General features: G+C 72.1%; 13 protein-coding genes and 1 riboswitch. Of the genes, 4 read left to right on the top strand and 9 right to left on the bottom strand.

What is annotated here, in order from left to right:
- Positions 1–685 precede the first annotated feature (685 nt).
- Positions 686–1,144, top strand: a complete 459-nt coding sequence (locus tag BM385_RS24980) for a winged helix DNA-binding protein (RefSeq protein WP_093844436.1) — start codon at positions 686–688, stop codon at positions 1,142–1,144.
- Between the two features lie 2 nt (positions 1,145–1,146).
- Here BM385_RS24980 and BM385_RS24975 read toward each other — a convergent pair whose 3' ends face one another.
- From BM385_RS24975 to BM385_RS24965, 3 genes are all read right to left on the bottom strand, one after another.
- The gene (locus tag BM385_RS24975) at positions 1,147–1,599 is read right to left on the bottom strand and encodes an SMI1/KNR4 family protein (protein WP_078575707.1); all 453 of its coding nucleotides are present in this window, start codon (positions 1,597–1,599) and stop codon (positions 1,147–1,149) included.
- Between the two features lie 506 nt (positions 1,600–2,105).
- Positions 2,106–2,420 (bottom strand): DMT family transporter, encoded by a 315-nt coding sequence (locus BM385_RS24970; protein ID WP_019431476.1) that lies wholly within the window; start codon positions 2,418–2,420, stop codon positions 2,106–2,108.
- Between the two features lie 11 nt (positions 2,421–2,431).
- Positions 2,432–2,501, bottom strand: a riboswitch (guanidine-III (ykkC-III) riboswitch).
- Between the two features lie 51 nt (positions 2,502–2,552).
- On the bottom strand, positions 2,553–3,167 hold the full coding sequence (locus BM385_RS24965; RefSeq protein ID WP_093844435.1) for a TetR/AcrR family transcriptional regulator: 615 nt from the start codon (positions 3,165–3,167) through the stop codon (positions 2,553–2,555).
- 177 nt (positions 3,168–3,344) lie between these two features.
- Here BM385_RS24965 and BM385_RS24960 point away from each other — a divergent pair, with 177 nt between their 5' ends.
- Positions 3,345–4,277: an alpha/beta hydrolase family protein gene (locus tag BM385_RS24960; protein WP_093844434.1), complete on the top strand. Its 933-nt coding sequence runs from the start codon at positions 3,345–3,347 to the stop codon at positions 4,275–4,277.
- Between the two features lie 249 nt (positions 4,278–4,526).
- Here BM385_RS24960 and BM385_RS24955 read toward each other — a convergent pair whose 3' ends face one another.
- The gene (locus BM385_RS24955; protein ID WP_093844433.1) at positions 4,527–5,060 is read right to left on the bottom strand and encodes a tetratricopeptide repeat protein; all 534 of its coding nucleotides are present in this window, start codon (positions 5,058–5,060) and stop codon (positions 4,527–4,529) included.
- Between the two features lie 227 nt (positions 5,061–5,287).
- Here BM385_RS24955 and BM385_RS24950 point away from each other — a divergent pair, with 227 nt between their 5' ends.
- Positions 5,288–5,692, top strand: coding sequence for a GNAT family N-acetyltransferase (locus BM385_RS24950; protein WP_051130985.1), 405 nt, complete (start codon positions 5,288–5,290; stop codon positions 5,690–5,692).
- A 120-nt stretch (positions 5,693–5,812) separates the two neighbouring features.
- Here the strand turns inward: BM385_RS24950 and BM385_RS24945 are convergent, their stop codons facing one another.
- Both BM385_RS24945 and BM385_RS24940 read right to left on the bottom strand, forming a co-directional pair.
- A complete protein-coding gene (locus BM385_RS24945; RefSeq protein ID WP_093844432.1) occupies positions 5,813–7,192 on the bottom strand; it encodes a GntP family permease in 1,380 nt (459 codons plus the stop codon).
- Between the two features lie 67 nt (positions 7,193–7,259).
- Positions 7,260–7,781: a gluconokinase gene (locus tag BM385_RS24940; protein WP_019431483.1), complete on the bottom strand. Its 522-nt coding sequence runs from the start codon at positions 7,779–7,781 to the stop codon at positions 7,260–7,262.
- Positions 7,782–7,951: 170 nt separating this feature from the next.
- On the opposite strand from BM385_RS24940, the gene BM385_RS24935 reads away from it, so the two are divergent.
- Positions 7,952–8,692: a FadR/GntR family transcriptional regulator gene (locus BM385_RS24935; protein WP_019431484.1), complete on the top strand. Its 741-nt coding sequence runs from the start codon at positions 7,952–7,954 to the stop codon at positions 8,690–8,692.
- 38 nt (positions 8,693–8,730) lie between these two features.
- On the opposite strand, the gene BM385_RS24930 is transcribed toward BM385_RS24935, so the two are convergent.
- The 3 genes from BM385_RS24930 to BM385_RS24920 all read right to left on the bottom strand — a co-directional run bounded on the left by BM385_RS24930 (position 8,731) and on the right by BM385_RS24920 (position 12,578).
- The gene (locus BM385_RS24930; protein WP_019431485.1) at positions 8,731–9,600 is read right to left on the bottom strand and encodes an LppU/SCO3897 family protein; all 870 of its coding nucleotides are present in this window, start codon (positions 9,598–9,600) and stop codon (positions 8,731–8,733) included.
- An 80-nt stretch (positions 9,601–9,680) separates the two neighbouring features.
- Positions 9,681–11,006, bottom strand: coding sequence for a magnesium transporter (gene mgtE, locus BM385_RS24925; protein WP_093844431.1), 1,326 nt, complete (start codon positions 11,004–11,006; stop codon positions 9,681–9,683).
- 282 nt (positions 11,007–11,288) lie between these two features.
- The gene (locus tag BM385_RS24920) at positions 11,289–12,578 is read right to left on the bottom strand and encodes a thymidine phosphorylase (RefSeq protein ID WP_093844430.1); all 1,290 of its coding nucleotides are present in this window, start codon (positions 12,576–12,578) and stop codon (positions 11,289–11,291) included.
- Positions 12,579–12,580 lie beyond the last annotated feature (2 nt).

Here is a 12,580-nt window from a genome sequence, read left to right as displayed (position 1 = left end):
GGTTGGTTGCGAGGTTGCTCCTGGTTCGGTTGTCGGGTGCGGGTTCATGCGGCACGGGAGGGTGGGCCCGCACCTTTCGTGTCCCCATGCCCTGTACGTGCTCTCGTGGTTGGGGTTACGACAAGGCAGCGGCGGGAGGGGTGGGGTGGTGGGTGGCCCCGCCGTCGTGACCGAGGCGGCTGCTCGTGCGGATGCGGGTTCCGCCTGCCCGGCGCAGGGACTGACCAGTGGTCTTGGGACGGTTCGTGGGTGGGGGTCCGCGTAGCGCGCACCTGCCCTGGCCGCACGTCCGTGCGGTGCTGCGGGTTCGCTGGGCTGATGCTCTCGCGGATGATCCACCATCGCTCCGCCCGGGGTGGTCGGGTGCCGCGCCACCTGACGCGGGGCCCACCGGTTTCGCCCCCGACGCCCATCCGGGACCGGGGTTGGCCGTGTCACGGGCACCAGCTGCCGCGAACGGGCCGGGGTGACACTTTTCCCTCACTTTCGTGGGCGTGATCATCCCCGATCAGCGAAACGATCAGATGCGGAGAGAACAGCGCCCCGGCCCGATCGGAAAGGCCGCCGAGAGCGATCCCGGGGATGGAACCCCGACGTTCGCGACGAGTTTCGCCCAATCGCCTTGACTTCAAGTGAGCTTGAGTTTCTACGGTCGCCTTGAACGAGCACGAGAAAGGGAGTCACCGTGGCGATCAAGGAGTACCCGCAGAATGAGCTGGCGGCACAGCCCATCGGTGCGTGGAGTGGCGAGACCTACCGTCGAGTGGTCGGTGCCATCCGGGCCGAACTGGCGGTGGAAGACCTTACCCAGCCCCATTGGTGGACGCTCAACCATGTCGCGGGAAGGCCCGGCGCGTGGACCCGGTCGGCGCTGATCGAGCGGTTGAGCCCGTACGACGACCAGGACACGGACTTCGACGGTGTCTTCGACGACCTGCTGAACCGGGGGTGGATAACGGAGGACGCCGAGGGGCTGACTCTGACCGACGCCGGTGCGGCGGGGCGCCTGCGGGCCAGGACGCGGAACCGGCGAGTGCATGACCGGGTGCACGAGGGCATAACCACAGCCGACTACGTGACCACGGTCAACGTCCTGCGCCGCATGGTGGCGAACCTGGGCGGCAACGGCAACCTGCCCGACTGACCTCAGCCTTCTTCGGTCATCAGCAACATGCTCGCGTGGAACAGCGCGGAGAAGTCGGCGTACCTCTCGGCCTCTCCGTACTTCGGCTCGAACTCGTGGGCGGCCCACTCACCATCCGGCCGGACGTCAGTGGGGTCGAGCAACCAGAGGTCTTCCCCACCGGCGATCATCAGGGCGTTGCGGAAGAGGTCGGCGAGTTCGTCCTGTCGATCGGCTTCCGAGTACAGCTCGATCAGCCGCTCACCCGAGGCGGTGTTGCGCAGCCAGTCGATCTTCCTGCACGGACGCACCAACTCGATCCAGCCGCCGACTCCGTACCAGCCATCGGTGACGGACAGGAAGGTGCGCAGACTGGGCGGCAACCGGGTGCCCAGGCGGGCCTCGGTGGCAGCGAGGGTCTGTTCGCTGGCAGGCCCCGGTCCGAGCCAGTGCGTCTCGCGCTGCTCGGCGGTCAGCTTGCGGAGCTGGTAGTCCTCTGCGGTACGCAGGAACGCCGCCCGTTCGCGGCAGCTGGTGCCCGTGACACGGCCAACCCCGGTCCGGGATGGGCGTCGGGGGCGAAACCGGTGGGCCCCGCGTCAGGTGGCGCGGCGGTCGCCGGGCCCGGGCGGAGCGATGGTGGATCATCCGCGAGCGCATCAGCCCAGCGCGCGGGGAGTACCGCACGGACGTGCGGCCAGGGCAGGTGCGCGCTACGCGGACCCCCACCCACGAACCGTCCCAAGACCACTGGTCAGTCCCTGCGCCGGGCAGGCGGAACCCGCATCGGGTCGAGCAGCCGCCTCGGTCACGACGGCGGGGCCACCCACCACCCCACCCCTCCCGCCGCTGCCTTGTCGTAACCCCAACCCCGCAAGCACGTACAGGGCATGGGGACACGAAAGGTGCGGGCCCACCCTCCCGTGCCGCATGAACCCGCACCCGACAACCGAACCAGGAGCAACCTCGCAACCAACCCTCGTCAGTGGGCGGCCTTCAGACCGACGACGCCGCCGACGATCATGGTCAGGAAGAGGATCTTCGCCGCGCTCACCGATTCGTCGCCGGTGGCCATGGCGTACAGGACGGTGAGGGTGGCGCCGATGCCCACCCAGACCGCGTACGACGTCCCGATCGGGAGGTCACGCATCGCGAAGGCGAGGCCGGCCATGCTGCCCGCGAGGCCGACGGCGAAGACGATGGTCGGGGTGAGGCGGCTGAAGCCTTCGGACTTGCCGAGTGCGGTGGCCCACACCGCTTCCAGGGCACCCGAGATCACCAGAATCAGCCATGCCATGACAGCCCTCCAACGGGCCGTCTTGTCGCACTCCGGGTACGGCACCCCTCGTCCGGGAGCCCGCCTGACCGGGGGCTCTTTCTCAACGTCTCACACCCGGCACGCCCGGGCAAGCGCCTGCCGAGAGCATGATCAACGGTCGGCGGGCGCACCGTTCCCGGCCGGGCGGCGCAGTCCCGCGATGAGGAGGGCGACCATGCGCCGCGCGTCGTAGCGGGGGTCGGTGCCGGCGCCGATGCAGAGGTTGCCGACGCCCCGCATGAGTTCGATGCCGGCGTAGCCGGGGCGGATCTCGCCGTGGTCGGCCGCCGCGTCGAGCAGCTGGTCGCACACGGGCACGAGCCGGTCCAGGAAGGAGGCGTGCAGCGTTTCGAACTGGGGGTTGTCGGGCTGGAGCACGGCGGCGAGTCCGTGTTTGGTGACCAGGAAGTCGGTGAAGAGGCCGATCCACTCCTCCAGCGCGGCGTACGGCGTGGGGCTGCTCTCCAGCAGGGCCGGGCCGGCCTCGGCGCAGGCGTCCACCTGGTGGCGGTAGACGGCGATGATGAGGTCCGCGCGGGTCGGGAAGTGGCGGTAGATCGTGCCCATGCCGACGCCCGCGCGGGCCGCGATGTCCCGGACCGGTGCTTCGACGCCCGCGTCGACGAAGGCCGCGGCGGCGGCGTCCAGCAGGGTCCGCTGGTTGCGGCGGGCGTCCTTGCGCTTCGGTCCGGAGGTGCTTCCCGTGCCCTGATCGCTGGCGTTCACCGTCGTTCCTTCCGGGTCACTTGCAAAGCGGAACAGCGCTCCGTATCGTTTCGGAGCGTCGTTCCGTTTCTGCATTCTGGCAGACCGGCGCACGACGGCCAAGCCGTGCCCACCGGCCGGAGCCGCCACCCGGAACCCACCGGAACCGCACCGGAAGTCCCCCAGGAAGGTCCCGCCATGTCCCCGTCCTCCCCCGCCGCCCCGCCCGTTCCCGCCACCGTGCTCGACGCCGCCCCCGTCGTCCTGCCCGCCCCCGGGCGCGGCACGGACCTCCAGGTCCGGGTCTCCGCCCCCGCCACCGGCGACCGGCTCCCGGTGATCGTCTTCTCGCACGGCTTCGGCCAGTCGATGAACGGCTACGCGCCGCTCGCCGACCACTGGGCCGCCCAGGGCTTCGTGGTGCTGCGCCCCACCCACCTGGACTCCCGGACGCTCGGCCTCCCCGCCGAGGATCCCCGCACCCCGCACATCTGGCGCCACCGGGTGACGGATCTGACCCGGGTCCTGGACGGCCTCGACGCCCTGGAGGCCGCCCTGCCCGGGCTCGGCGGCCGTGTCGATCACGGCCGGATCGCCGTGGCCGGCCACTCCTGGGGCGCCCAGACCGCGAGCACACTGCTGGGCGCCCGCGTCCTGGACGCCGACGGCGTTCCGGGCGAGGACCTGTCCGACCCCCGGGTCACGGCGGGTGTCCTGCTCGCACTGACCGGGCTGGGCGACAGCCTCTCCCCGTTCGCCGCGCAGCACCTCCCTTTCATGCGGCCGTCGTTCGCGGCCATGAGCGCGCCGGCGCTCCTGGTGGCCGGGGACCGGGACGACTCCCCGCTCTCCACGCGCGGCCCCGACTGGTTCACCGACGGGTACACCCACAGCCCGGGGAGCAAGAGCCTGCTCACGCTGTACGGGGCGGAGCACTCGCTCGGCGGGGTCAGTGGCTACGAGGCCGCCGAGACGACCGACGAGGACCCGGCCCGGGTCGGCGTCGTCCAGCGGCTCACCACCGCGTATCTGCGGGCCGTGCTCGGTGGCGACGCGGCCGGCCGGCGGTCGGCGGCCACCGCTCCGGCCGAGGACCCGCACCCGCTGGGCGAGGTGCGGAGCAAGGAGTGACCGCGCGGGGCCGAGGAATGAGCCGGGACGGGCGGGGGTACGTCTGCCCGCTGTGATGGCTGCGCCGTACATCGAGCCGGGGACCGGCCGCGGGGACGACGACGGGCCGGCCCGGCCGGTTCCGGTCTCGCCCGGTGGCCGGCCGCGGGTGCCGGAGAGTGAGCAGCAGCGGCGCTGGAGGGATCTCCTGCGCAGGCTCCGGGAGACGAACGCGCGCAGCGTGCTGCACCTGCGGTTCCTGTCCGGCGATCAGGGGCTGCCCGGTCCGGGTGGCGGCTGTGCGTCCTCCACCAGCAGCCGGGCGTAGTTCGCCATCGACCGCTGGTAGCGCGGCAGATGCGGGGCGAGGGCGGTGAGGGCGACGGAGACCGCCTCCCGCTCCCGCCCGACGCCGGTCAGCGCGAGGGCGAGGGTGGCGCGTACGGCGTCGTCCAGGTGGTCGGAGCCGGCGTTCAGTTCGGCGGTGAGCAGGTCCACGCTCTCCTGCGGCCGGCCCAGGTTGCGCAGCGAGCTGGCGAGCTGGATCACGGCGCGGCGGCGGCGTTCGCCGGGCAGGCCGCCGGTGGCCAGGGCCCGCCGGTAGTGCTCGACGGCGCGGTCGGGGTGGCCGGTGGAGTCGTACGCACAGCCGCGTTCGAAGTCGGCGACCGCGCTGCCGGGTGGCAGTTCGCCGGCCAGGGCGTCGACGGCGGCGCGGAACGCGGCGGGATCGGTGTGGTCGTCGAGGGCGGCCCACAGCTCGGCGCTGCGGCGTTCCCAGTCGGGGGGCAGGGTCTCGGTCATGGGGGCCATATTCGCTGGTGGGCGTGGTGACGGGTACCGAATAATCGCCGCATGGACGGCTATGAGATCTCCACGGACCCGGCCCGGGTCGATGCCGCGCTGGTGCACCGCCAGGGGGTGTCTGATGGATAGCGCCGGTCAGGCCCGCGTGGTCTGGTGCGGTGCATCGCAAGGCGGAGGGTCGGCCTCGTAGTGGGCTACTCGGTCGTGCCCGACAACGCAGCGAGGTGCCGTGCCAGGGCACGCGGGCCAGGCGGGATCCATCAGACACCCCCTGGTTGTCGACGGACGCGTACTGGGCGCGGGGGCGCAGCCGGGAGAAGCAGGACGCGGCGATCGCCGGGTCGCTGAACTTCGGGGTGTACGAGGCGGCGTCGGGGGCGCAGGTCGGCTATGCCCGGGTGGTGACGGACCGGGCGACGTTCGCGTGGCTGTGCGATGTGTACGTGGCTCCGGCGGCGCGCGGGCGGGGGCTGGGGACGGAGCTGGCGCGGGCGGTGCGGGACGAGCTGGCTCCGTACGGTTTGCGCCGGATCATGCTGTGCACCGAGGACGCGCACGGGGTGTACAGGAAGGTGGGTTTCGCGCCGCTGGCCCGGCCGGAGCGGTGGATGAGTCTGGGCCTCCAGTAAGGGGCCGGACCGGGAGGACGGGCCGGACAAGGAGAACGGGGCGGCGCGATCGTCGCCGATCCCGCCGCCCCGTCACCACAGGACTGCCGCGCGGCCGGGATCAGGACCCGGCCGCGCGGGTCAGGCGATGGCGTAGATGCCGACCGCCATGCCGAAGCCCATCACGCCGATGAGCGTCTGGAGCACGGTCCAGGTGCGCAGCGTGGTCTTCACGTCCATGCCCATGAAGCGGCCCACCAGCCAGAAGCCGGAGTCGTTGACGTGGCTGGCGACGACGGAGCCGGCGGCCAGGGCCAGCACGATGGCCGCGACCTCGACGGAGTTGAAGCCGCCGTCCAGCACGACGCCCTGGATGAGGCTGGCCGCCGTGATGAGCGCGACGGTGGCCGAGCCCTGGGCGATGCGCAGCGCGGCGGCGACCAGGAAGCCCACCACGATGACCGGCAGGCCGAGGTCGGAGAGGGAGTCGGAGAGCGCGTCACCGATGCCGCTGGCGCGCAGCACCCCGCCGAACATGCCGCCGGCGCCGGTGATCAGGACGATGGAGGCGATGGGGCCGAGGGCGGAGTCGGCGAGCTTCTCGATGACCTCGCCGCCGCGTCCGCGCCGGGTGCCGAGCACGTAGCTGGTGACCAGCACGGTGACGAGCAGCGCGATCGGGGTGGCGCCGATGGCCCGGGAGAACTGGAACCAGCCGGCGTCGCCGTCCACCCAGCCGGCGGCGCGGGCCATGTCCAGGCCGGTGTTGGCGAAGATCATGACGAGCGGGAGCATCAGCAGCCCGATGACGGTGCCGGGGGACGGCGGGTTCTTGTCGTGCTCGGCCTGCTCGCCGCCGGTCAGGATGTCCGGCACGGGCAGGACGAAGCGCTTGCCGGCCCACAGGCCGAAGAGGTAGCTGGTGACGTACCAGGTGGGGACGGCGATGACCAGACCGAGCAGGATCACCAGGCCGATGTCGGCGCCCATCAGCTCGGAGGCCGAGACGGGGCCGGGGTGCGGCGGCACGAAGATGTGCATCACGGAGAACGCGCCGGCCACCGGGAGCCCGTACCGCAGGATGCCGCCGCCGAGCCGCCTGGCGACGGTGAAGACGATCGGCAGCATGACGACGAGGCCGGCGTCGAAGAAGATCGGGAAGCCGAAGAGGAGTGAGGCCAGGCTCAGTGCGAGCGGGGCGCGGTCCTCGCCGAAGCGCCGGATGAGGGCGTCGGCGAGCGCCTGGGCGCCGCCGCTGACCTCGATCAGCCGGCCGAGGATGGCGCCGAGTCCGACGAGCAGGGCGACGCCGCCGAGGGTGGAGCCGAAGCCCTGGACCAGGGTGTCGACCACGTGCGCGGAGGGGATGCCGGTGGCGAACGCGGTCAGCAGGCTGACCACGATGAGCGCCAGCAGGGCGTGCACCCGCAGCTTCATGATCAGGAAGAGCAGTACGGCGATGGCGCCGGCGGCTATCGCCAGCAGTGGGCCGGCGCCCATCGTTTGAGTCCAGGTGTCCATGCGGAAGCTCCGTTGCCTTCGGGACGGGTGGGTCGGGGGGAGGGGGACGTACGGGTCGGGCCCGGGGTCAGCCCTGGGGGGCGGGGCGCAGGCCGAGGGCGGCCAGCGCGTCGTCGGTGATCTGCTCGGGGGTGCGGCGCAGATCGACGGTGACGCCGTCCTCGTCGTCCTGGAGCTGTTCCAGGTCGGCGAACTGGGAGTCCAGCAGGGACGGCGGCATGAAGTGCCCGGTGCGCAGGTGGAGGCGTCCGGCGATGAGCTCGCGGGTGCCGGCCACGTGTACGAAGCGGACGCGGGCGTTGGCCTCGCGCAGCAGGTCGCGGTAGCCGCGCTTGAGCGCGGAGCAGGCGACGACGGCGGATTCGCCCTGTTCGGCCCGGACGGTGATCCAGTCGCGGATGATGCCGAGCCAGGGGAGCCGGTCGGCGTCCGTGAGGGGGGTGCCGGCCGCCATCTTGTCGATGTTGGCCTGCGGGTGGAGCAGATCGGCCTCCGCCATGGGCCAGCTCAAGCGGTCGGCGAGGAGTCCGGCGACGGTGGTCTTGCCGGCTCCCGAGACTCCCATGACCACGAGTGCGGTCGGCGACATCGGCCTCTCCTCACTGAAAGGTGTTACCAATTGAGCGGAAAGGTAACACCAATCTTTCGGGCAGGGGAAGTCCCCGCGACGCACCTCACAGCGCCATGGCGGTGCGTACCTCTCCGCCTGCGGTGGGTCACCGGCCGCGCATGGCCTCGGGATAGGCTTCCGGGGTGGGGATGAACAGCGAGCACAACAGGGGCAACGGCACGGGCAACGGCGAGTCCAAACACCACTCGGTGCTGGACACCCTCGGCCTGGAGATCACCTCCGGCGTGCTGGAGGAGGGGCGCGTCCTGACCCTGGACACCATCCAGGAACGCTTCGACGTCTCCCGCACCGTCGCCCGCGAGACCATGCGGCTCCTGGAGTCCAAGGGGCTGGTCGTCTCCCGCCGCCGGGTCGGCATCACCGTGCGGCCGACCGCCTCCTGGCAGGTCTACGACCCCCGCGTCATCTGGTGGCGGCTCGCCGGCCCCGGGCGCGACTCCCAGCTGCGCTCGCTCACCGAACTGCGGATCGCCGTCGAGCCGCTGGCCGCCGCCGCCGCGGCCCGGCACGCGGGCGCCGCCGAACGCGCCCGGCTGGTCGAACTGGCCACCGCCATGCGCCCGCTGGGCGAGGCCGGCCGGCTCGACCCGTTCAACGACCTCGACGTCGAGCTGCACTCACTGGTGCTGCGGGCCAGCGGCAACGAGATGTTCGCCGCCCTCACCGACGTGGTCGCCGCCGTGCTGCGCGGCCGTACCCAGCTCGGGCTGATGCCCGACCGCCCCGTCCCCGAAGCGCTCGACCTGCACGAGGCGGTCGCCCTCGCCGTCGCCGACGCCCGGCACCAGGACGCCGAGGAGGCCATGCGGCTGCTGCTGTCGGAGGTCAGGGACGCGATGGTCCCGCTCGGCGCCCCCGGCGGACGCTGAACGGGACCGGACCGGACCCGACCGGGCCGTACGGACGCTCAGCTCCCGTACACCGTCATGCAGAGCACGTCGCCGTCGCCACCGTCCAGGTTCTGGTACCAGTAGGTGTTGTAGTCGTTCGCTCCCTGCCGGCAGACATCGCCCGAGTAGTCGCCGTTCGCCGCCGGCACACTGCTGACCTGCATGATCTGGTTGTACGGCGCCGGCACCTGGGCGGCCGAGCAGTTGATCGCGGACATCAGCCCGGTGGTCATCACCGCGCTGTCGCCGCTGCCGGACTGCTCCGACATCAGACACTCACCGACCCGGTACTGCCGCACCACGCACAGATTGTGACTCGTCGTCTCCCAGGTCTCCTCGTCCGTCCAGGAGTGGTTCCAGGTGGTGCCGTTGCTCACCCAGCCGTCGTCGCAGATCTCGTAGTCCCCGGTGGTCTGCGTCACCTTCAGATACGCGTCGTCCGCCGCGCAGTCCACCCGCTGCGGCGTCTCGTCGTTCCAGGTGCCGCTGTTGTCCGTCTGGTAGTTGGCCAGACAGTCCCCGGCCTGCACCGCGAAGAACGCCTCCGAGAGCGGATCCATCGGCGTACTGCCGCCCTCCCCGCCCCCGCCGCCGTCCGGGCCGGCCGGGTCGCCGAACCCGCCGCCGTCCGCGCCGAGGTCCGCGCCGTCCGGCAGCTCCAGGCTCGGCGCCTCGGGCAGCGCGCCCGCGTCCGGGCCCCCGCCGCTGTCGCTGTTCATCCCGATCGGGATCACGATCGCCGCCAGCGCCACGAAAGCCGCCGCCGTACCGAGCGTCCCCTTCAGTGTGTTGTCGCGCCGCGGAGACGGCTGAGGGGCGTGCGGTGCTCCGTACCCGGGCGGCGGGCCCCCGTAGCCGCCGCCGTAACCGCCGTAGCCGTTGTTCATGTGTGCTGGCTCCTTCTCCTGCGCATGACACGACGCCACGCGCCCCCGCCCCGGTTCCGGACCCGCCGCACGAACCCGGCTCAGATGCCCAGGATCACCTTGGCGATCGAGAAGTAGATGACCAGCCCGGTCGCGTCCACCAGCGTCGTCACCATCGGCGCCGAGACCACCGCCGGGTCGATGCGCAGCCGCTTCGCCAGCAGCGGCATCGTGCCGCCCACCGTCGAGGCCCAGGCGCAGATCACGATCAGCGTCAGGGCGATCACCGCCGCCACGTCCCAGCCCACGAACAGCGAGCCCACCAGCAGCCCCACCACCGCCAGCATCGACCCCAGCAACAGGCCCGTCCGGCACTCGCGCCAGATCACCTTCAGCAGATCCGACACCCGCACCTCGCCGACCGCCAGCGCCCGCACCGCCGCCGTGGCCGCCTGCGCGCCCGCGTTGCCGCCCGCGCCGATCAGCAGCGGGATGAACAGCGCCAGCTGCGTCACCGACTCCAGCTCGCCCTCGAACGCCCGGGTCACCATCACCGTCAGAATGGCCGCCACCAGCAGCAGCATCAGCCACATCACCCGGGTGCGGGACAGCTGGAAGACGCTCGCCGACATGTAGTGCCGCTCCAGCGGCTCGGCACCGGCCTGCCGCGCCACGTCCTCGGTGTCCGCCGCCTCGATGACCTCGAAGGCGTCGTCGCTGGTCAGCAGGCCCACCAGCCGGTCCTCGCTGTCCACCACCGGCAGATCGAGCACATTCGTCTCGCGCATCAGCCGGGCCGCGTCCTCGGCGCGCTCGGTCGCCCGCGCCTTCGGTGCCTCGGTCACCACCAGCGCCGCGACCATCGTCTCCGGCTCGCTCAGCACCAGCTCGCGCAGCTCCACGATGCCGGTCAGCCGGCGCCCGGCGTCCACCACCGGCAGCGTGTAGATGGTCTCCGCCCGCGCCCCGCGCCGCCGTACCGTCTCCAGCGCCTGAGCCACCGTCAGGTCCTGCTGGAGCGCCACCGTCTCCGGCGTCATGTAGCGGCCGACCGAGCCCTCCGGATAGCCGAGCAGCGCGGCCGTCATCTGCCGCTCGTGCGCGCTCAGCCCGGCCAGCACCCGCTGCGCGACCTTGGCCGGCGCCTCCTTCAGCATCCGGGCCCGGTCGTCCGGGTCCATGTGCTCCACCAGCTCGCGGAACGCCTGGTCGCGCAGCCCCTGGAGGATCTGCTGCTGGTCGACCGGGTCCAGCTCCTCGAAGACCTCCAGCGCCCGGTCCTTGTCGAGCAGCCGGAAACTGATGACGGACTTGACGGCGTCCATCCGCGCCAGCTCGTCGGCGATGGCGTACGGCGGCTGGGTCTCCAGCCATTCGAGGGCGCCCGCGAGGTCGTGGTCCTCGATCAGGGCAGGCAGATGCGTCATGACGGGAGGTCCCCCTGGGAAGGTTCGGCGCGAACAGGCGGCAGGCTCAGGGCGCGCACACGCCGGTCGCCCCAGGGGAGGCCATGGCTACCTGGGCGGCGGACCGGCGCGGCGCGGCGGATGGTGACTGGGGGGTTCACTGCGCATCGCAGCCACACCTCCCACCGTGCCGTTCCGTCAAGACCGTCCCTCAGGGTACACACCATCGTTGACGATGATGGCAAAGGGTTGACCACATACCGGTGAAGGTGTTAGGGCCTGTCCGGCGGATCTTGGCGGGCTTTACGCGATTCTGTCCAGGATCGTCGCCGGGACCGTCTGCGCCGCGCCCGCCGCGTCGCTCACCTCGATCGCGTCGCCCGCCAGCGCCTCCAGCGCTGCCGGGAACCGCTCCGGGGTGTCCGTGTGCAGCGTCAGCAGCGGCTGGCCCGCCACCACCGGCTGCCCCGGCTTGGCGTGCAGTTCGATGCCCGCGCCCGCCTGCACCGGGTCCTCCTTGCGGGCCCGGCCCGCGCCCAGCCGCCACGCCGCCACCCCGACCGCGTACGCGTCCAGCCGCCGCAGCGTGCCGGAGGCGGGCGCGGTGAGCACCTGCGTCTCGCGCGCCACCGGCAGCGGGGCGTCCGGGTCGCCGCCCTGGGCGCGGATCATCCGGCGCCAGTGGTCCATCGCGGTGCCGTCCGCCAGCGCCCGGGCCGGGTCGGCGTCCGTCAGCCCGGCCGCGTCCAGCATCTCCCGGGCCAGCGCCAGCGTCAGCTCCACCACATCGGCCGGGCCGCCCCCCGCCAGCACCTCGACCGACTCGCGCACCTCCAGCGCGTTCCCGGCGGTCAGGCCCAGCGGCGTGGACATGTCGGTGAGCAGCGCCACCGTCCGCACCCCGTGGTCGGTGCCGAGCCCGACCATGGTCTCGGCCAGTTCGCGGGCGTCGGCCTCCGTCTTCATGAACGCGCCGGAGCCGACCTTCACGTCCAGCACCAGCGCGCCGGTGCCCTCGGCGATCTTCTTCGACATGATCGAGGAGGCGATCAGCGGGATCGACTCCACCGTGCCGGTCACATCGCGCAGCGCGTACAGCTTGCGGTCGGCCGGGGCCAGCCCGTCGCCCGCCGCGCAGATCACCGCGCCCGCCTCGCGCAGCACCGCCAGCATCTCGTCGTTGGACAGCCGGGCCCGCCAGCCGGGCACCGACTCCAGCTTGTCCAGGGTGCCGCCGGTGTGGCCCAGGCCCCGCCCGGACAGCTGCGGTACGGCCGCGCCGCACGCCGCGACCAGTGGGGCCAGCGGCAGGGTGATCTTGTCGCCGACCCCGCCCGTGGAGTGCTTGTCGGTGGTCGGCAGCGGCAGGGAGGAGAAGTCCATCCGCTCCCCCGAGGCGATCATCGCCGCCGTCCAGCGGGCGATCTCGGCCCGGTCCATGCCGTTCAGCAGGATCGCCATCGCCAGCGCCGACATCTGCTCGTCGGCCACCTCGCCCCGGGTGTAGGCGTCGATGATCCAGTCGATCTGGTCGGAGGTCAGCGTGCCGCCGTCCCGCTTGGCACGGATGACGGTGATGGCGTCGTGGCTCATGG

It is taken from the genome of Streptomyces harbinensis, assembly GCF_900116145.1.
Classification (GTDB): Bacteria; Actinomycetota; Actinomycetes; order Streptomycetales; family Streptomycetaceae; genus Streptomyces; species Streptomyces carpaticus.
Note: the sequence above shows the minus strand (reverse complement) of the source record. Positions and strands in the feature narration are given on the sequence as shown.